This is a genomic window from Kineococcus sp. NPDC059986, assembly GCF_040702905.1.
GTDB lineage: Bacteria > Actinomycetota > Actinomycetes > Actinomycetales > Kineococcaceae > Kineococcus.
Map to the genome: position 1 here is coordinate 25,091 of NZ_JBFBND010000027.1, position 18,764 is coordinate 43,854.

At 75.4% G+C, this 18,764-nt stretch carries 21 protein-coding genes; 9 read left to right on the plus strand and 12 right to left on the minus strand.

The features are described 5' to 3' along the window. Positions 1–37 precede the first annotated feature (37 nt). Together AB0637_RS18175 and map are read right to left on the minus strand one after the other, a co-directional pair. Positions 38–1,057: a GNAT family N-acetyltransferase gene (locus tag AB0637_RS18175; protein WP_366174017.1), complete on the minus strand. Its 1,020-nt coding sequence runs from the start codon at positions 1,055–1,057 to the stop codon at positions 38–40. After that, a complete protein-coding gene (map, locus tag AB0637_RS18180) occupies positions 1,054–1,821 on the minus strand; it encodes a type I methionyl aminopeptidase (protein WP_366174018.1) in 768 nt (255 codons plus the stop codon). The genes AB0637_RS18175 and map overlap by 4 nt, the downstream gene beginning before the upstream one ends. A gap of 56 nt (positions 1,822–1,877) precedes the next feature. On the opposite strand from map, the gene AB0637_RS18185 reads away from it, so the two are divergent. The 3 genes from AB0637_RS18185 to AB0637_RS18195 are packed head-to-tail and all read left to right on the plus strand — an operon-like array spanning position 1,878 to position 4,708. Beyond that, positions 1,878–2,147 carry a helix-turn-helix transcriptional regulator gene (locus tag AB0637_RS18185; protein WP_366174019.1) on the plus strand — a complete coding sequence of 90 codons (270 nt, stop codon included), beginning with the start codon at positions 1,878–1,880 and terminating at the stop codon, positions 2,145–2,147. After that, on the plus strand, positions 2,144–3,487 hold the full coding sequence (locus tag AB0637_RS18190) for an FAD-linked oxidase C-terminal domain-containing protein (RefSeq protein WP_366174020.1): 1,344 nt from the start codon (positions 2,144–2,146) through the stop codon (positions 3,485–3,487). The genes AB0637_RS18185 and AB0637_RS18190 overlap by 4 nt, the downstream gene beginning before the upstream one ends. 3 nt (positions 3,488–3,490) lie before the next feature. Further along, complete coding sequence (locus tag AB0637_RS18195) at positions 3,491–4,708, plus strand: saccharopine dehydrogenase NADP-binding domain-containing protein (RefSeq protein ID WP_366174021.1); 1,218 nt, start codon at positions 3,491–3,493, stop codon at positions 4,706–4,708. Here AB0637_RS18195 and AB0637_RS18200 read toward each other — a convergent pair. Then, a complete protein-coding gene (locus tag AB0637_RS18200) occupies positions 4,689–5,453 on the minus strand; it encodes a methyltransferase domain-containing protein (protein WP_366174022.1) in 765 nt (254 codons plus the stop codon). The genes AB0637_RS18195 and AB0637_RS18200 overlap by 20 nt on opposite strands. A 71-nt stretch (positions 5,454–5,524) precedes the next feature. Between AB0637_RS18200 and argG the strand changes: the two genes are divergently transcribed. After that, positions 5,525–6,937 carry an argininosuccinate synthase gene (gene argG, locus AB0637_RS18205; RefSeq protein WP_366174023.1) on the plus strand — a complete coding sequence of 471 codons (1,413 nt, stop codon included), beginning with the start codon at positions 5,525–5,527 and terminating at the stop codon, positions 6,935–6,937. Between the two features lie 25 nt (positions 6,938–6,962). Here argG and AB0637_RS18210 read toward each other — a convergent pair whose 3' ends face one another. From AB0637_RS18210 to AB0637_RS18220, 3 genes are read right to left on the minus strand one after another with little or no spacing between them, the layout of a single operon-like run. Beyond that, positions 6,963–7,427, minus strand: a complete 465-nt coding sequence (locus AB0637_RS18210) for a YbaK/EbsC family protein (protein ID WP_366174024.1) — start codon at positions 7,425–7,427, stop codon at positions 6,963–6,965. A gap of 32 nt (positions 7,428–7,459) precedes the next feature. Then, positions 7,460–10,357: an AAA family ATPase gene (locus AB0637_RS18215; protein WP_366174025.1), complete on the minus strand. Its 2,898-nt coding sequence runs from the start codon at positions 10,355–10,357 to the stop codon at positions 7,460–7,462. A 53-nt stretch (positions 10,358–10,410) separates the two neighbouring features. Further along, positions 10,411–10,629 carry a hypothetical protein gene (locus AB0637_RS18220; RefSeq protein ID WP_366174027.1) on the minus strand — a complete coding sequence of 73 codons (219 nt, stop codon included), beginning with the start codon at positions 10,627–10,629 and terminating at the stop codon, positions 10,411–10,413. 183 nt (positions 10,630–10,812) lie between these two features. Here AB0637_RS18220 and AB0637_RS18225 point away from each other — a divergent pair, with 183 nt between their 5' ends. Further along, a complete protein-coding gene (locus AB0637_RS18225; protein WP_366174028.1) occupies positions 10,813–11,058 on the plus strand; it encodes a hypothetical protein in 246 nt (81 codons plus the stop codon). 35 nt (positions 11,059–11,093) lie between these two features. After that, positions 11,094–11,711 carry an MBL fold metallo-hydrolase gene (locus AB0637_RS18230; RefSeq protein WP_366174029.1) on the plus strand — a complete coding sequence of 206 codons (618 nt, stop codon included), beginning with the start codon at positions 11,094–11,096 and terminating at the stop codon, positions 11,709–11,711. 12 nt (positions 11,712–11,723) lie between these two features. On the opposite strand, the gene AB0637_RS18235 is transcribed toward AB0637_RS18230, so the two are convergent. Beyond that, a complete protein-coding gene (locus tag AB0637_RS18235) occupies positions 11,724–12,884 on the minus strand; it encodes a winged helix DNA-binding domain-containing protein (protein ID WP_366174030.1) in 1,161 nt (386 codons plus the stop codon). Between the two features lie 19 nt (positions 12,885–12,903). Further along, on the minus strand, positions 12,904–13,272 hold the full coding sequence (locus AB0637_RS18240; protein WP_366174031.1) for a VOC family protein: 369 nt from the start codon (positions 13,270–13,272) through the stop codon (positions 12,904–12,906). A gap of 66 nt (positions 13,273–13,338) precedes the next feature. Between AB0637_RS18240 and AB0637_RS18245 the strand changes: the two genes are divergently transcribed. The 3 genes from AB0637_RS18245 to AB0637_RS18255 are packed head-to-tail and all read left to right on the plus strand — an operon-like array spanning position 13,339 to position 14,818. After that, positions 13,339–13,800: a MarR family transcriptional regulator gene (locus AB0637_RS18245; protein WP_366174033.1), complete on the plus strand. Its 462-nt coding sequence runs from the start codon at positions 13,339–13,341 to the stop codon at positions 13,798–13,800. 39 nt (positions 13,801–13,839) lie between these two features. Beyond that, a complete protein-coding gene (locus AB0637_RS18250; RefSeq protein WP_366174034.1) occupies positions 13,840–14,424 on the plus strand; it encodes a hypothetical protein in 585 nt (194 codons plus the stop codon). A gap of 4 nt (positions 14,425–14,428) precedes the next feature. Next, on the plus strand, positions 14,429–14,818 hold the full coding sequence (locus AB0637_RS18255; protein ID WP_366174036.1) for a tautomerase family protein: 390 nt from the start codon (positions 14,429–14,431) through the stop codon (positions 14,816–14,818). Between the two features lie 10 nt (positions 14,819–14,828). On the opposite strand, the gene AB0637_RS18260 is transcribed toward AB0637_RS18255, so the two are convergent. The 4 genes from AB0637_RS18260 to AB0637_RS18275 form a co-directional block, all read right to left on the minus strand. Beyond that, positions 14,829–16,136: an MFS transporter gene (locus tag AB0637_RS18260; protein ID WP_366174037.1), complete on the minus strand. Its 1,308-nt coding sequence runs from the start codon at positions 16,134–16,136 to the stop codon at positions 14,829–14,831. A 61-nt stretch (positions 16,137–16,197) separates the two neighbouring features. Next, complete coding sequence (locus AB0637_RS18265; RefSeq protein ID WP_366174038.1) at positions 16,198–16,947, minus strand: SDR family NAD(P)-dependent oxidoreductase; 750 nt, start codon at positions 16,945–16,947, stop codon at positions 16,198–16,200. Continuing rightward, complete coding sequence (locus AB0637_RS18270) at positions 16,947–17,585, minus strand: response regulator transcription factor (protein ID WP_366174039.1); 639 nt, start codon at positions 17,583–17,585, stop codon at positions 16,947–16,949. Before AB0637_RS18270 ends, AB0637_RS18265 begins: the two co-directional genes overlap by 1 nt. An 11-nt stretch (positions 17,586–17,596) precedes the next feature. Beyond that, positions 17,597–18,751, minus strand: coding sequence for a histidine kinase (locus AB0637_RS18275; RefSeq protein ID WP_366174040.1), 1,155 nt, complete (start codon positions 18,749–18,751; stop codon positions 17,597–17,599). Between the last annotated feature and the right edge of the window lie 13 nt (positions 18,752–18,764).

Consider the following 18,764-nt stretch of genomic DNA (forward strand, 5'->3'; position numbering starts at 1 on the left):
GTCCAGCGCAGCCTGCGCGCGCCGTCCACCCCCCCGGTCAGCGGGGCCGGAACTCCAGCAGGACCGTCCGCTGACCGGAGTCCTCCCCGACGGCGCCCGTCGGCGTGAAACCCGCCCGGCACCAGGCCGCCAGGGCCCGGCGGTTCTCCTCGGCGGGATCGGCGGTCACCGACGTCCACCCCCGCCGCACCAGGTCACCCGCGAGCAGCCGCGCTGCGACCGGACCGGTACCGCGGCCCTGCTGGTCAGCAGCGAGGAAGAGGTCGAGGCCGCCGACCCCCGGACGGTCCGGCTCCTGCCACGCCTGCAGGACGCCGACCGGCCCGTCCACCGTCTCGACGACGAAGACCGCGACGTCCGGTTCCCTGGCGCCGCAGTACTTCTCGAGAACCTCCCCGCGCGGGACGGGGCGCCCACCCCACCACCGGTGCACGGCGGGATCCGCGAGCCACGCCGTGATGCGGTCGACGTCGTCGGTCGTGCTGCGGCGCAGCACGACCCCGTCCCCCGTCAGCCGCAGCGGGACGGGGCGACCGGGCAGGCCCAGAGCCCGTCGGACGTCGTGCAGGTGGTGGAAGGCGTCGTGGGCGTTGTTGCCCGCGACGTCCACGGCGCGCTGCTCGCCGCGGGTGACGTGCCGCAGGACGGCGCCCTGGTCCAGACCCGCCCGGAGCACCTCGCCCCACGCGGAGGCGCTGTGCCGCAACGACCACAGCGCGCCCGTCGCGGCGACCGCGTCGTACGCCCGGGCACGACCGAGGGCGTCGGGGTCGTAGGCACCGACCGTCCGGTCCTCCCCCGCGAGGGCCTCGGCCAACCGTTCCGCCCACTGCCGCAGGTTGTCCCCCACGTGCGCGACGTAGCCGGCGACCGTCCAGCCGTGGTCGGGGTGCCGGGTCGACCCGTCACGACCGGCGAGGGCGTGGGCGAACTCGTCGGCGACACCCTCGACGAACGTGACGGCCCTCTCAGGGCCCGGCCAGCCCCATCCGCACTCGCGGCAGGGGTTCCCGTACCGGGCCGCACCCCAGGTCTCGCCCTCGGGGAGGGGGTTCACGGCAGGGTGAGGACCACGGGACCGTCGGCCGTGACCGCGACGGTGTGCTCCTCGTGCGCACCGCGACTGCCGTCGACGCTGCGCATGGTCCAGCCGTCGGGGTCGGTGCGGTAGCCGGGGTTGCCGCCGGCGGTGAACCACGGTTCGATGGCGATGACGAGGCCGGGTTTCAGCGTCAGTCCCCGACCGGCGCGGCCGTCGTTGGGGACGGAGGGGTCCTCGTGCATCGTGTGCCCGACCCCGTGACCACCGAACTCGGTGTTCACCCCGCAGCCGTACGCGTGGCCGACGGCGCCGATGGCTGCGGAGATGTCACCGACCTTGCCCCCGGGGACCGCGGCGGCGATGCCGGCGGCGAGGGCTTCCCGCGTCGCGGCGACGAGGGCCTCGTCCTCGGGTCGGGGCGTGCCGACGCTGAAGGTGGTCGCGGAGTCGCCGGCCCAGCCGTCCAGGACGGCGCCGCAGTCGACGCTCAGCAGGTCCCCGTCGCGCAGCGCGTAGGTCCCCGGGATGCCGTGCAGGACGGCGTCGTTGACGGAGGCGCAGATGACGCCGGGGAACGGGGAGTCCGCGAACCGCGGCTGGTAGCCGAGGAACGGCGACGTCGCCCCGGCGGAGAAGATCACCTCGCGCGCGACGGCGTCGAGCTCGTCGAGGCGCACGCCCACGGCGGCCGCCTCCCGCACGGCGACGAGGGCCTGGCCGACGATCCGGCCGGCGGCGCGCATGGCCTCGACCTCGCCGCGCGTCTTGAGTTCCACCACGAGATCCTCCTGGGAAAACTATCCCGGTATTGTTGTCCCGGTATTAGTATCACGCCATGGTCCGTCCCCCGCTGCCCGACGAGGTGCGCGCCCGTGGCCGCCGCCTCGGAGAACTGCTCCGCACGGCGCGCGGGAACCGCACGGTCCCCCAGGTGTCGGCGCTGTCCGGCGTCCCCGCCGAGACGCTGCGCAAGATCGAGGCCGGACGGGTGCCGACGCCCGCGTTCTTCACCGTCGTCGCCCTCGCCGAGGCGCTGGACCTTCCGCTCACCGCCGTCGTGGAGCACTGCACCCCACCGGTTCCCGCCGTGGAGGGGGTCGCGTGAGCACCCTCCCCGACCTGCTCCCCGGCCTGCTGACGGACACCGCCTCCCGGGACGCCGTCGCGACGGACCGCTCCGGCCACCGTCCCGCGACGCTGCCCGACGGCGTCGTGCGCGCCCGCGACGTCCAGGACGTCGTCGACACCCTGCGCTGGGCCACCGCCCACCGCACCCCCGTCGTCACGCGCGGCGGCGGGTCGGGGCTGGCGGCCGGGGCGAGCGCGAGCGCCGGCGAGGTCGTTCTCGACCTGTCGGGGATGGACCGGATCCTGGACCTGCGGCCGCAGGACCAGGTGGCCGTCGTCGAACCCGGCGTCATCACGGCGCACCTGGACGCCGCGGCCGCGGAGCACGGGTTGTTCTACGCCCCCGATCCCGCGAGCGCCGCGATCTCGACGATCGGCGGCAACATCGCCACCAACGCGGGGGGGCTGCGCTGCGCGAAGTACGGCGTGACGCGCGAGGCCGTCCTCGGGCTCGACCTCGTGCTGGCCGACGGCCGCCGGGTCTCGACGGGCCGGCAGACGGTCAAGGGCGTCGCCGGGTACGACCTCACGGGGCTCGTCGTGGGATCGGAGGGGACGCTCGCCGTCGTCGTCGGCGCCACGGTCCGTCTGCGGCCCAAACCCCTCGAGACCGCCACCCTCGCAGCGCACTTCGGCGACGTCGTGGCCGCCGCGGGCGCCGCCGCCGCGATCACCGCCGCCCGGTTGCAGCCCGCCGTCCTCGAACTCGTCGACGCCGTGACGCTGGAGGCCGTCGACGCCGTGCGGGGTTCGGCGTTGCGGTCCCTGGGCGCCGCGGTCCTCGTCGTGCAGTGCGACGGCCGCGGCGCACGCGCGGACATCGACGCCGTGGCGGAGGTCGTCGCCCCGTTCGCGACGTCGTGGCGCGCGACGACGGACCCCGTCGAGGCCGAGGAACTCCTCGCCGCCCGCCGGGCGGGGCTGCCCGCGCTGGAGACGACCGGGGACGTGTTCATCGAGGACGTCGCGGTGCCCCGCTCGCAGCTGGCGGCCGCCGTGTCGGGCATCCAGGCCATCTCGGCGCGCACGGGGGTGCGCATCGCGACGATCGCCCACGCGGGCGACGGGAACCTGCACCCCATCGTCGTCGTCGAGCGGGGCGGCACCGTGACGGAGGGACCGCCGTGGGAGGCCGCGTGCGCGGTGTTCGACCTGGCGCTGGAACTGGGCGGAACCCTCACGGGTGAGCACGGGGTGGGCCTGCTGAAGCGGACGTGGCTGGCCCGCGAACTCGGCGAGGACTCCCTGGAACTGCAGCGCGGGATCAAGGCCGTGTTCGACCCGCTCGGGATCCTCAACCCCGGCAAGGGGATCTGACCCGTGACGACACGCGACCTCGACGTCGTCCTCTTCGGGGCCTCCGGGTTCGTCGGGCGCCTCACCGCGGCCCACCTCGCCGCGCACGCCCCCGCGGGGACGCGGATCGCCCTGGCGGGCCGCTCCCGGGACCGGCTCGCCGCCGTGGCCGCGGACCTGGGTCCCGTCGCCGCGGACTGGCCGCTGCTCGTGGCCGACGCCGCCGACCCGGCGTCGCTGCGCGACCTCGCGGAGTCGACGCGCGTCGTCGTCTCGACGGTCGGCCCGTACCTGCGCCACGGGCTGCCCCTGGTGGAGGCCTGTGCCCGTGCGGGCACCCACTACGCGGACCTGACCGGTGAGGTCCTCTTCGTGCGGCGCAGCATCGACGCCGCACAGGACGCGGCCCGCGAGAGCGGCGCGCGCATCGTGCACTCCTGCGGTTTCGACTCGGTCCCCTCCGACCTCGCGGTGCTCCTCGCGCACGCGTGGGCGCAGCAGAACTCCGCCGGGCCGCTCGGGAGCGCCACGCTCGAGGTCCTCTCCGCGCGAGGCGGTTTCAGCGGCGGGACGGTCGACTCGCTGCGCCTGCAGCTGGACACCGCACGCCGCGACGAGCAGGCCCGGCGGCTGGTGCGCGACCCCTACGCCCTGAGTCCGGACCGGGCCGGTGAACCCGACCTGGGCCGGCAGTCCGACGCGTTCCGCCCGCACCGGCGCGCGGAGACGGGCGACTGGGTGGCCCCCTTCGTCATGGCCTCCTACAACACGCGGGTGGTGCGGCGCAGCAACGCCCTGCTCGGCCACGCCTACGGGCAGCGGCTGCGCTACGCGGAGGTCATGGCGTTCTCGGGGCGGACGGCGGCGCTGCAGGCGGCCGCGGTGACGGGGGTGCTGGCCGGGGTCACGGGTCTGCTCGCGGTCGACCCGCTGCGGCCGCTCGTCGACCGGCTGCTGCCCTCCCCCGGCACGGGTCCCAGCGAACGCACCCGCCGCACGGGGCACTTCCGGCTCCGCCTGGACGCGCGCACGGAGTCCGGTCGTCGGACCACCGTGACGGTCGCCGCGCAGGGTGACCCGGGCTACGCCGCGACCGCGGTCATGCTCGGCGAGAGCGCCCTGGCGCTCGCCCTGGACGAGGGACTGCCCGACCGCGCCGGCGTGCTCACCCCGGCCACGGGCATCGGTGTCCCGCTCGCGGAGCGTTTGCGCCGCAAGGGCTTCACGCTCCAGGTGACCTGAGGCGGGCGCTCCACGCGAGCATCGTCGGGATCCGGCTGAACCAGCGTTCGTGCTCGGTCCACTCCGCCTCGGGGCGACCGTGCTGGGGCAGGGACGGCGGTTCGGTCAGGCCCGTGACGACGAACCCGGCGGCCGCGAGCTGCCCGACGTACCAGGACAGCGGGCGGTGGTAGTGCCGGTGGCCGCCGAAGGCCGCGATCCAGCGCTCCTCGTGGTCGAGGTAGCCACCGACGTGCCGCCGCCACGGACGGGGCGCCTCGGGGCCGTCGACGGCGTGGCTGAAGTAGGCCGGGTGCAGGAGGGAGGCGACGAAGACGCCGTCGCGGGTGAGCGCGCGGGCGACGTCGGCGAAGAGGTCGGTGAGGTCGGGGACGTCCATGACGACCATGTGCGCGACGACGGCGTCGAACGGTGGGTCCAGGAGGTCCGCGGGCAGACCCTGCACGAGGTCTGCCTCGACGAACCGGGCCGCCGGGTGCTCGGCCCGCGCCCGCTCGAGGAGGGCCGCGCTGCCGTCGACGCCGACGACGGCCGCGCCGCGGGCGGCGTACTCCCCCGCCAGCCAGCCGTGCCCGCAGCCCAGGTCGAGCACGCGGGCGCCGTCCAGGTCCGGGAGTTCGGCCTCGAGGAAGGGCCGCAGCCGCCGGTAGAAGCTGTCGCCGGCCGGTCCGGTGGCCTCGGCGTACGCGTCGGCCACGGCGTTCCAGCGCTGGAGGTCGTCCCCGGTGTGCTCGCCCGCGTTCACGGCGGGCAGGCTACTCCTGCGACCACCCGACGCCTTTGCATGTTCATGCAGTCGTGTGCATACTGTTCCGCATGTCCAAGGTGCTCACGTCCCTGCCCGCCGGCGAGCGCGTCGGCATCGCCTTCTCCGGCGGCCTCGACACCTCCGTCGCCGTCGCCTGGATGCGCGAGAAGGGCGCCGTGCCCTGCACGTACACCGCGGACATCGGCCAGTACGACGAACCCGACATCGCCTCCGTCCCCGGCCGCGCCGAGGCGTACGGCGCCGAGCTCGCGCGTCTCGTCGACTGCCGCGCCGCCCTCGTCGAGGAGGGTCTGGCCGCCCTGACGTGCGGCGCCTTCCACATCCGCTCCGGCGGCCGCGCGTACTTCAACACCACCCCGCTGGGCCGCGCCGTGACCGGCACGCTGCTCGTGCGCGCCATGCTCGAGGACGACGTCCAGATCTGGGGCGACGGGTCGACGTACAAGGGCAACGACATCGAGCGGTTCTACCGCTACGGCCTGCTGGCCAACCCGGCCCTGCGCATCTACAAGCCGTGGCTCGACGCCGCCTTCGTCACCGAGCTCGGTGGCCGCAAGGAGATGTCGGAGTGGCTGCAGGCGCGCGACCTGCCGTACCGGGCGAGCACCGAGAAGGCCTACTCCACGGACGCGAACATCTGGGGCGCCACCCACGAGGCCAAGCGCCTCGAGCACCTCGACGTCGGCGTCGAGCTCGTCGAACCGATCATGGGCGTCCGGTTCTGGGACCCCGAGGTCGAGATCGCCGCCGAGGACGTGACGGTCGAGTTCGAGCAGGGCCGCCCCGTGCGCATCAACGGGCAGTCCTTCGCCAGCGCGGTCGACCTCGTCCTGGAGGCCAACGCCATCGGCGGCCGGCACGGCCTCGGCATGTCCGACCAGATCGAGAACCGGATCATCGAGGCCAAGTCCCGCGGCATCTACGAGGCGCCCGGGATGGCCCTGCTGCACGCGGCCTACGAGCGGCTCGTCAACGCGATCCACAACGAGGACACCGTCGCGAGCTACCACAACGACGGCCGTCGCCTCGGCCGCCTCATGTACGAGGGCCGCTGGCTGGACCCGCAGTCCCTCATGCTGCGCGAGTCCCTGCAGCGCTGGGTCGGCAACGCCGTCTCGGGGTCGGTCACGCTGCGCCTGCGGCGCGGGGAGGACTACTCGATCCTCGACACGTCGGGTCCGGCGTTCAGCTACCACCCCGACAAGCTGTCGATGGAACGCACCGAGGACTCCGCCTTCGGTCCCGTCGACCGCATCGGGCAGCTGACCATGCGCAACCTCGACATCGCCGACTCCCGCGCCAAGCTGGAGCAGTACGCCGGGATGGGCATGGTCGGCAACGCCCAGGTCAGCCTCATCGGGGCCCTGGAGTCCGGTGGCGCGCAGGCCATCGCCTCGCGCGGTGAGACGAGCCAGGACGAACTGCTGGACCGGGCGGCCATGGAGGCCGGCACCGACTGACCGGGTCCGCGCGAACCCGTCCGCGTCAGCCGACGCGGGCGGGTTCGGCCGCGCACAGCCGCACGAGCTCGGCGAACGTCGTCGGGAACACGGTGTGCGGGGTGCCCGCAGCGGCCCACACGACGTCGTAGCGCAGCAGGTCGACGTCGATGACCGTGCGCAGGCGTCGGGGGTGCCCCACGGGCGAGACCCCGCCGATGGGCTGCCCCGTCGCCGCCCGCACGGCGGGCGCCTTCGGCCGGACGAGCTCCCGGGCTCCGAGGGCGGCGGCGGTCGCGTCGACGTCGACGCGGTGTGCGCCGCTGGTCAGCACGAGCACGGGTTCGCCGTCGGCGAGGAAGACCAGGCTGTTGGCGATGGCCCCCACGGGACAGCCCAGGGCCTGCGCGGCCTGCGCCGCGGTCCGGGCGGACGCGGCGAGTTCGACGACCTCCCCGGCGGACCCGGCCTCGCGCAACGCGCGGGCCACGGCGACTGCGTTGCGGTGCACGGCGGCTCCTCGGTCCCGGGGATCGATCGCGGTCACTCGTCGTCGCGGTCCCGTCCGGTCAGGATCCCACTGCGCAGACCGATCGAGACCGCTTCGGCGCGGGACGATGCCCCGAGCTTGGCGAAGATGCGCGAGACGTGCACGCTGGCGGTCTTCTCGGCCATGAAGAGGGCCTCCCCGACCTGCCGGTTCGTCCGCCCGGCGGCCAGCAGGTCGAGCACCTGCAGCTCGCGGGCGGTCAGTGGTCCCCGACCCGGCCCGGCCGTGGCCCGCGCCCGGCGCGCCAGGTCCCCCAACGCCTTCGAGAGCGGGACCGCGCCGAGCCGGTCCGCCGTCCGCCGCGCCGCCCTCAGGTCCGCGAGGCCCTCCTCGCGCTGGCCCGCGGCGACCCGCGCCTCGGCCAGCCGCCACCTCGCGCGCGCCTGTTCGTGGACGTTGCCGTAGGAGAACGCGGTCACGACCTCCTCCCATGCGCTGACCTGCGCCGCGGGCGGATCCGTGCGGAAGCGGCCCGACTCGGCCCGCAGCACCGCGACCCACGCACGCCCTTCGGGCCCCAGGGTCCCGGCCCGCGGTTGGCCGAGCGCGAGCAGTTCCGCCACCCGCGTCTCGGCGCGGTCGACCCGCACGGCCGCGCCGCCGTCCTCCCGCGAACCCGCGTCGGCCAGGGCCCCGACCGCCTGCGCACCGATCCGCAGCCCCAGCAGGTGCTGGGGGTGCTCGATCCCGGGGAAGCTGTCGAGCGCGTCGAGCAGGACGTCGGCGGCGACTGCAGGACTCCCGTTCCAGCGCAAAGTCTCCGCCCGCGCCACAGCAGCGGGCAACCCCTCCTCGACGTCGTCGAACCACTCCGGTTCCAGGACGGCCTCGGCCTGCGCGAACGCCCCGCGAGCCGCCAGCACCTCGGCCGCCACGACACCCACGGCGATGGCGGCGAGGTGCGGGGCCTGCGGCCCGAGGGCGCGCGCCTGCGCCAGCGCACGGTCGAACTCCCCGGTGACGAAGCTGGTGCGCGCCTGCAGGGACAGCAGGGTCAGCCCGTACGGCGACCACGCCAGCCCCACCCCGGCCGCCCAGGCGCAGGCGCTGTCGAGGACGTGCGCGGCGCCGGTCAGGTCACCGCGGTCGTACCGGTCGGCGGCCAGGTTGTACCGAGCCCGCAGGGCCGTCCCGAGGTGCCCGCCCGCCTCGGCGGTCGCGGCGGCGCGGGTGAAGAGGGCGTCGGCGTCGGCCAGGCGGCCCGCGAGGTTGTCCAGCCCCGCCAGGGTGATGAGGGCGTCCGCCTCGGCCGAGGCGAGGTCGTCGGCGCGAGCCAGCTCCAGGGCGCGCCGTCCCTCCTCCGCGGCCTCCTCGAAGCGGTCCAGGCCCAGGTGGCAGCGGGCGGCGACCGCCGCCGCCCACGCCACCGCGTGCCGTGCCCTGGGGTCGTCCCCGCCGTGGGTCACGGCGAGCCGGGCCTGGGCGATGCCCTCCTCGAAGCGGTCGCACGCCCACAGCGCGGAGGCGCACTGCTGGTGCACCTCGGCGGCCAGGTCGGGCGCGGCCTCCGGCGGCAGCAGGTCCACCGCGTCGAGGGCCGTCAGCGCCGAGCGGGCCACCTCCCCGGCGGCGGCGGCCAGGCGGGAGGCCCGCACGGTGGCCGCCAGCAGCGTCGTCCCCGTGCGCTCCTGCGCGTCGGGCACGCTGCGCCACAACGGCAACGCCTCCTCCAGGTGGCGCCACGCCTGCCCCGGGGCCCGCAGCCGCTCGGCCTCGTCCGCGGCGGCGAGACCGGCCACGAGGGCCCTCGGGAGGTCGTTGCTCTGCCGCGCGTGGTGCGCGAGCCGGGCCGCGGGAGCCAGCCCGTGGACCGCGATGGCCTCGGCGTAGGCCGCGTGCCAACGGACCCGCTCCCCCGGCAGCAGGTCGTCGTAGAGGGCTTCGTGCAGGAGGGCGTGCCGGAACGAGTAGCCCTCCTCCCCGTCCGGTTCGAGCACGCGGGAGGCCACGGCGTCGCGCAGTCGCGCCTCGAGCTCGGCGGCGGGAAGACCCGTGACGGCCGCGAGGAGGTCGTGCCGCACCCGGCGACCCCCGACGGCCGCCGTCCGGACCAGGTCGGACACCTCCGGCGGCAGCGTCTCCAGCCGGGTGAGGACGACGTCGGCGAGACCGCTGGGCAGGCGACCGCCGCGCGCGGACCCGGCCAGCAGCAGCTCGGCCGCGTAGTAGGCGTTGCCCTCCGAGCGGCCGTGGATGCGCCGGACGGTCGCCGACGGCACGTCGTGCCCGGCAAGGTCTCTCAGGAACCGGGCGGTCTCCTCGCCCGTGAAGGGGTCCAGGAGCACCCGCTGGACACCGGGGAGCCGGCTGAGTTCGCTGACGACGGGCCGCAGGGGGTGCCGGCGGTGCAGGTCGTCGGTGCGCACGGTGGCCACGACGAGGAGGCGCTCACCCCGGACCCGCCGCAGCAGGTAGGTCAGCAGGTCCCGGCTCGCGGCGTCCGCCCAGTGCAGGTCCTCGACCACGAGCAGGACGGGGGCGACCCGGGCGGCGGCGACGAGGGCGGCGGCGACGGCGTCGAACAGCTGCAGCTGCGACAGGTCCGCGGCCGACTCCCCCGGGGCCGTCACCGACCAGAAGGGCGGTGCGAACCCCTGTTCGCGCAAGGGGTCGAGAGCCTCCACGAAGGGGAGGTAGGGCAGGGCCTCCCCACCCCCGGAGGCGCAGTGCCCCAGCAGGACCGTGCCCCCGGCGGCCCGGGCGTGGGCGACGAGCTCGGCCACCAGGCGCGACTTGCCCACGCCCGCGTCGGCCTCGACGAGCACGCCTCCCGCGGTGCCGCGGGCCGCGGCCGCGAGCGCCGCGTCCAGGGCGGCCAGCTCCTCGGCGCGGCCCACCAGACCGGGGGTGGCGCCGGAGGCTGCGGGCGGCAGGACGGGCACGTCGGCCATCGTGGCACCGGGTCCGGACACGGGGCCGCGACCGGAGGGCGACCGTCCCGCGCTCAGCGGACCGGCAGGTGGTGCGGCGTGGAGCGCCGCCACCCGCGCGGGCGCCACCGACGGAGCCACCCCCGCTCCGGTCCCGCCTCCTCCTCCCGACGGGCTCGACGGGCGGCGCGCAGTTCGCGCACCAGCCGGTCCCGTTCGGCGGCGGCCGTGGCCTCGGCGATCCGCAGGGTCAGGCCCTCGTGCAGTTCCCAGTCCATCCCGTAGGTGTTCACGACGAGGACGCTTCCCCTGAGGCAGGGGTCCGGACGTCAGCAGTTCAGGCCGATCCGGCGGGCCTCCACCCCTTACTCACCCAGCGTGACCCTGAGGAACCCACCGTGAGACGGCGTCGGCCACGGCGGTGGACTCCCGTGTCCCGCGGTGCGACGGGACCGACGCAGCGTCACCATCGAGAGGTGGCTGTCTGGAAGTCGTTCATGGACCTCGTGCACCTCATCGGCGCCCTCGGCTGCCTCGCGCTGACCGGCGGGTTCGCCGCCGAGGGCGAACTGGCGCGCGCGCTCTTCTACGCGCTGTGCACCATGGCGTTCGCGATCGCCCTGGCGCGCCGCTGGCCCAGCCACGAGACCCCGCAGGTCCCGACCCCCACGGTCATCGACCTGCGCGAGGCCACCTCGGCGCCCGTGGCCCACCGCCACTGACGGACACCCGGGCCGGGGCTCGGTACCGTCGCGCCATGGCCACCACCACGACCGCCACCGCCGTCCTCGACGAGGCCCACGTCGGCCCCATGGACAACGTCGCCTACGTCGTGCGCTGCCGCAGCACCGGACGGCGACTGCTCGTCGACGCGGCCGCCGAACCCGAGACCCTCCTGGCCCTGGCGGACGGCGCCCTCGACCTCGTCGTGACGACCCACCGCCACCACGACCACGTCGGCGCGCTCGCCGCCGTCGTCGAGGCCACGGGGGCGCGGACGGCCGCGGGGGCCGAGGACGCCGACGAACTGCCGTTGCCCGTCCAGGAGCGGCTCGAGCACGGCGACGTCGTCCGGGTCGGGGACGTGCGGCTGGAGGTCGTCCACTTGCGGGGCCACACGCCCGGCTCGGTCGCCCTGGTGCTGCGCGACCCCGACGGACCCGACCACGTCTACACCGGCGACTCGCTGTTCCCCGGCGGGGTGGGCAACACCTTCGGGGACGCCGACGCGTTCACCCAGCTGGTCGACGACGTCACCGAGCGCCTGTTCGCCGTCCTCGACGACGACACCGTCGTGCACCCCGGCCACGGCGCGCCGACGACGATCGGGGCCGAACGTCCGCACCTGGCCGCCTGGCGCGCGCGGGGCTGGTGACGGCGCGGGCGCTCAGAGGACGACGGGGTCCTTCATCGCCAGCGACGGGTAGACCGTCCCGACCCTGGTGCCGCCCAACCACTGCGTGAGCCGGCGGGCCTCGGCCTCCAGGGCCGTGCGCGCCCGGGCCGGGACCCGCTCCAGCAGGCGCAGGTGCACCCCGCCGGCGGGGTCCTGCACCCAGCAGCCGACGATCCGGCCGTCGACCCACACCGTCGTGCCGGCGTTGCCGTTGCGGTCGAAGAGGTGCTCGCGGTGCGGTCCGAGGTAGAACCCCCGCTCCTTCCAGCCCATCACCGTCGGGTCGAGGACCGGCAGCAGGGCGACCCAGGGTCCGGGGTCGGGGACGACGTCGAGGTCGTCGGGCAGCAGCCAGCCGGTGGCCCCGCCGTCGAGGGTGACGGGCACCGCGTCGAGCTCGCCCAGGGCCGCGCGGACGATGCCCTTCGTCGCGCCCAGCCACCACACGACGTCGTCCTCGGTGCCGGGTCCGAACGCCGTGAGCCAGCGCCGGACGAGTTCCCGCCAGCCGTCGGCCGCGCTCCCCGGCACCGGCTCGGGGATCCAGTCGCGGGTCAGCGTCCAGCGCGGCCGGGACACCCGCCAGTGCCCGGTGTTGACGCCCCGCACGACGTCCCCCGTCAGGCCGAGGTGCGTCAGGACCCGGGAGGCCGAGGACGTCCCGGGGCTGATGGAGACGCTCCCGTCGAACCGCGGCACGGCCTCACGGACGGCCTGCGCCGTCAGCCCCTCCGGGTGCTGCGCCAGCAGCGCGAGGACCTCGACGCGCGCCGCGTCGATCCAGGCGTGCGCGTCGTCGACCCCGGACTTCACCGCCTCCTTGGCCATCGCCGCGCGCTCGGTGCCGGCGACGCGCGCCGACGCGCTGGGCAGGACCGCGGGGAGCAGGTCCTGCGGGACGACGAAGAGCGTGCGGCGCATGCCGAGCTGCTTGACGAGGGTCCGGTCGACCTCCAGGGCACCGACGAGGTCCACGACCTCGAACTCCCGGACCCGCGCCCAGCACGACAGGTGCACGGTGGCCGGTTCCGTCGCGTGCAGCACCCCGACGGCGCGGGTGGCCGCCTCCGGGGTCCCGACGCGGTGGGCGGGGGCGAGGGCGTGCCGGACGGCCAGGCGGGCCCGGCGTTCGTCGTCGCTCACGTGGCGCACCGGCCCATCCTGGCAGCGGTCAGCGCCCGTCGTGCAGCGTGATCCGGTAGCCGTCGGGGTCGGCGAACGTGAAGGTCCGGCCGAAGGGACCGTCGACGGGGGCCGCGACGACGGTGTGCCCGTCGGTGACGAGCGCGTCGTGGACCTCCTGGACGTCGGTGGCGTGCAGCCAGACCGCCGTCCCCGCGCCGGGGTGCTCCCCCGCGAACGGGTCCGTGCCGGGCACGACGTCGCGCAGGGCGAAGGCGATGGGCGAGGTCTGGAAGACGACGGCGTGCGGGGGCCCGGCGGGCGAACGGACGAGACCGAGGTAGCGCTCGTAGAACGCCTGCGAGGCAGCGAGGTCGCGCACCTGGAGCGAGACGAAGTCGGGACCGGTGACGGGCACGGGGAACCTCCGGGGAGTCGGGGTGCGTCAGGAAGCTGACACGGATGAGTGTGTCAGAATCCTGACATGAGTCAAGACGGCATCGACCTCGGGACGTCGCTCGGGTACCTCCTGAAGCAGGCGGCCAGCGCCTTGCGCGTCGCGATGGAGGACGCCCTGCGACCGCTCGGGCTGACGGTGACGCAGTACTCCTGCCTCGAACTGCTGGCCCAGCGCCCGGGGCTGTCCGGCTCCGACCTGGCCCGCGGCACGTTCCTCACCCGGCAGTCGGTCAACACCCTGCTGCAGCAGCTCGAACGCGACGGCGACGTGACCCGGCCGGCCGCGCCGACCGTCGGGAAGGTGCTGCCCGCCACGCTGACCGCGCAGGGGCGACGCCGCCTGACGTCGGCCTCGACGGCCGTGCGGGAGGTCGAACGCCGGATGCTGGCCGGGCTGACCACCCGCGAGCAGGAGCAGGCCTTCGTGCTCCTGCAGCGCATGGCCCGGTCCCTCACGGACCCTGCGGCGGACGCGCGCGAACCCTGATGCGCCACCCCGGGAGCCGGGGATGGGAACCTGGGTCCCATGGGACTGGGCGGCGGGCCGGGCGAGTACGCCGACTACGAGTGGTTCCGTCTCGAGGACGTGCCCGCCGCGGAGGTGGTGCGCCCCGGACGTGACCCGCTGAGCGACGCCGTGCGCGAGCTCGTCGCGGGGTACCCCGTGTGGGCCGGGCAGGGCGCCACCCGCGTGCTGCTCGTCGACCTCGACAACCTGCGCGCGGGTCCCGCCCGGTTGCGCGCCCGGCTGTCCGTCGTCCTGGACCTGGCGCGGCAGGCCGACCGCGTGGCCCTCGCCGGGCAGGTGGGGGCCGTGGCGCGGTCCCGGCCGTGGTTGGAGGAGTTCGCCGACCGCGCCCAGCCCGTGCCCGACGGGGCGGACGTCGCCGACCTCGCGCTGCTCGCCGCGGCCCGCAAGGTGCCGGACCCGGTCGAGTTCGTCGTCGTCAGCAACGACGGCATCTTCGCCGACCTCGCCGACCGCGGGGACCTGACGCTGCTCTCCCCCGGGACGAGCGCGCTCAGCGACCGGCTCTACGGGGCCGCGAGCCTCCTCGTCGACCTCGCCGCCCTCGAGGCCGAGGCCGCCGCGAGCCTCGTGCGCCGCTGACGCCGTGGCCCAGTTCAAGGTCTACGGCCGCGCAGACGAACTGCGCCCGGTGCGGACCGAACTGTCGGACCTCCTGCACCGAGCCGCCGTCGACGTCCTCGGACTGCCGGTCGACAAGCGGTTCCACCGGTTCTTCCCGATGGACCCCGAGGACTTCCCGACCCCCGCCGGTCGTTCGGCCCGCTACACCGTCGTCGAGGTCGTCCTGTTCCCCGGCCGCAGCGTCGCCACGAAGAAGGCGTTCCTCCGCCGGGTGTTCGCCGACGCCCGGGCGCAGCTCGGCCTGGACCCGGTGGACCTGGAGGTCGTGCTGATGGAACCTCCGCGCCACGACTGGGGCATCCGCGGCCTCCCGGGCGACGAGCTGGACCTGCCGTACCGCGTCGACGTCTGAGCGGCGACGGTCAGTCCAGCGCCAGCCCGCGCCGTTCGGGCAACAGGAAGCTCGCCGACGCCGCGACGGCGAACGCGGCGCCGAACACCACGAACACGAGGGTCGTCCCACCCCCACCGGCCAGGACGGGGACGGACAGCGGCGCGAGGATCGAGGCGATCCGCCCGAACCCCGCGGCCGCACCGGCACCCCGACCGCGCACGCTCGTGGGGTAGACCTCGGGCGTCACCGCGTACAGCGCACCCCACGCCCCGAGGTTGCAGAACGACAGGGCCATCCCGGCCGCCAGCACGGAACCCGGCGCGTCCGCCGCGGCGTAGGCCAGAGCCGAGAGGGCCGACCCGACGAGGAACGCCGACAGCGTCCGGCGCCGCCCCCACGCCTCGACGAGGACGGCCGCGACCGCGTACCCCGGCAACTGCGCCAGGGTGATGAGCAGCGTGAACTCCAGCGACCGGACGAGGGTGAACCCGTCCGCCACGAGCAGGCTCGGGATCCACGTGAACGCCCCGTAGTAGCTGAAGTTCACGAAGAACCAGACGAGCCACAACCCCGCCGTGCGCCGCCGCAGGTCACCGGTCCAGATCCCCTGTCCCGCAGGGTCCGGCGGGTCCGGGACGAGCGGCACGCCGGAACTGCGCCCCGCGGCCGCCTCGAACTCGGCGACGACGCGGGACGCCTCCGCCGTGCGGCCGCGTGCCAGCAGGAACCGCACCGACTCCGGCAGCCCCCACCGGACGACCACGGCGTACACGGCCGGCAGCGCCCCCAGCGCCAGCGCCCAGCGCCACCCGTCGTCCGACGTCGGGACGAGCCAGAACCCCACGAGCGCGGCGAGCGTCCAGCCGACGGCCCAGAACGCCTCGAGCACGACGACGACGCGACCGCGGATCCGCCGCGGGGCGAACTCGCTGACGAGCGTCGAGGCGACGGGGAGCTCGGCCCCCAGACCGAGGCCCACGAGGAAGCGGAACACCAGCAGGGCCGTCAACGACCACGACAACGCCGCGGCCCCCGTCGCCAGGCCGTACACGACGAGGGTGAGGGCGAACACCTGCCGCCGCCCGATGCGGTCGGCCAGCAGACCCCCGAGCGTGGCCCCCAGGGCCATCCCGGCGAACCCCACCGAGGCGATCCACGACTGCTCGGTGGCGCTGAGGTCCCACTGCGCCTTCAGCGCGACGAGGACGTAGGCCACGAGCCCGACGTCGAACGCGTCGAGCGCCCAGCCGACCCCCGACCCGAACAGCAACCGTCGGTGCCGGCGGGTGAAGGGCAGTGCGTCGAGGCGTTCGGAGACGGTGGCGGGCGCACTCACAGCAGGAGCCTAGGTCGTGGCGACCGTCCCCGAGTTCCGAGGGGAGCGGACGGGCTGCGGCTCAACGGGGAGCGCGCCGCCACACCGGCCGCGGCGTGACCGTCATGGCCGCGGCGAGGGCGCGCAGCGTCCCGGGAACCCAGACGACGCCCCGTCCGGCGGCCAGCCCCGCCGCGACGGCGTCGGCCACCTGCGCGGGGGTGCTCGACAGCGGCGCGGGCGACATCCCCGCCGTCATCCGGCCCACGACGAACCCGGGCCGGACGAGCAGCAGCCCGACACCGCTGCCGTGCAACGCGTCCGCGAGACCGGAGGCGAAACCGTCCAGACCCGCCTTCGCCGAGCCGTAGACGTAGTTCGCGCGCCGCACCCGCGCACCGGCGATGGAGGAGAACACGACGAGGCGTCCGGCGCGCAGTGGCCGCAGCAGCGTCGCGAGGTGGGACAGGACGCTGACCTGGGCCACGAAGTCCGTGTGCACGACGGCGAGCGCGTGCGCGACGTCGACCTCGGCGCGGGCCTGGTCCCCCAGGATCCCGAACGCGACGACGACGTCGAGCGCTCCGTGGCGGGCGACGAGGTCGGCGAGCAGCGGACCGTGCGACGGGAGGTCGTCGGCGTCGAACTCGACCGTCTCGACGGTCGCGCCGAGGGCCTGCAGCCGGGCCGGCTCCGCGCTCAGCTCCCCCGCCCGGCGGGCGGCCAGGACGACGGTGCGGGCGCCGGCACGCACGAGCCGGTCGGCCACCTCGAGCCCGATCTCGCTGCGCCCGCCGAGCACGAGCACGGGGTTGCTCCCGGAGGTCACCATCAGATCCAGCCCGCCTTCCGCGCGATGGCGACGGCCTCGTGCCGGTTCGCCGCCCCCAGCTTCCCCGACGCGGCCGAGAGGTGGTTGCGCACCGTCCCCGGGGACAGCGAGACCTTCACCGCGATCTCCTCCACCCCCGCCCCGTCGGCGGCGAGTTCGAGGACGTCGGCCTCGCGTGCCGTGAGCGGGCTGGCACCCGCCGCGATGGCGTCGGCCGCGAGCGAGGGGTCGACGTACCGACCCCCACCGGCGACGGTCCGGATGGCGTCGGCCAGCACGGCGCCGGACGACGTCTTGGGCAGGAAACCCCGCACCCCCGCCTCGAGCGCCCGACGCAGGTGGCCGGGGCGCCCGTGGCTCGTCAGCAGCAGGGTCGTCGTGCCCGGCACCTCGGCGTGCAGGCGTTCGGCCAGCGCGATCCCGTCCGCGGGCGCCTGTGGCCCGCCGGGCGGCATCTGCAGGTCCAGCACGGCCACGTCCGGCACCACCTTGCGCGCGACCGCGAGCGCCTCGGCGCAGCTCGCGGCCTGACCGACGACCTCGAGGTCGTCCTGCAGGTCGAGCAGTCCGGCGACGGCGCTGCGGACGAGGTGCTCGTCGTCGGCGAGCAGGACGCGGTGCACGGCAGGGGTTGTCACGGCAGGATCTGTCACGGCAGCTCCCAGCGGGCGTCGAGGGTGAAGGTGCCGCCCGCCCCGCGGGTCACGAGACGGCCGCCGACGGGCTCCAGGCGTTCGGCCAGGCCCAGCAACCCGGAACCACGACCGGCAGGCCGGTCGGGCACGCCGTCGTTCTCCAGGCGCACGGTGAGTTCGGCCGCGTCCCGGCGGACCGAGATGCGGCACCACGTCGCGGTGCTGTGGCGCACGACGTTCGTCACCCCCTCGCGGATGACCCAGGCGGCGGCCGACCGCAGGTCCTCCGGGAGGGGGGCGTCCCGGTCGAGGTGCTCGACCGTGCACGTCACCCCGGCCGACTCCAGCAGGGCGACGGACCCCTCGAGCTCGGTGGTGAGGTCGACGGCCCGGTAGCCGCGGACGACGGTGCGGATGCGTTCGAGCGAACCCTGCGCGATGGACCGGACCTCCTCGGCCCGCTCGACGGCCTCCGGGCGGCCGCGACGGGCCAGTTCGGCGACGAGGTCGCTCGTCACGGCGATCGCGGACAGGTCCCGACCGACGACGTCGTGCAGGTCGCGGGCGAACCGCAGCCGCTCCTCCGCCACGGCCAGCCGCGTGCGGTCGCGTTCGGCGTCGGCCAGCCGGCGGACGACCTCCAGCATCCACAACGACATCTGGACGACGGCGGCGAGGAACACCCCGTAGAACGCGTACGTGAGGACCATGCCGACCCCGTCCGTCACCGGGAAGGTCGCCAGCCCCACGACGAGCACGACGACCGGGGCGTAGCGGCGGAACCGCCCGCGCCCCAACGGGACGACGGCCGCGACCGCCGCGACCGCGGCGACCACGTCCACGACGTCGGCCCCGCCCGGGGCGCCCCGCAGCGCGAGGAGGCCGACCACGTAGGCGAGGACGGAGGTCGCGATCCACGCGCCCTCGACGGCGCGTCCGGTCGGCCGACGCCGGACGGCGCGGCTCAGCACGACGGCGAGCGCCACCGCCTGGGCCAAGGACCCGGCGACGGCCACGGCGACCGCGGCCCCGTCGTCCGCGACGGTCCCCGCGGTCACGCCGGCGACGACGAGCGGACCGAGGAACGCCATCGGCACGAGCGACCAGTGCGTGTACAGCTCGACGCGCCGCGGGTCGTCCGCGGCGCGCCAGCGTCCGAGCAGGTCCACGGACCCGACTCTG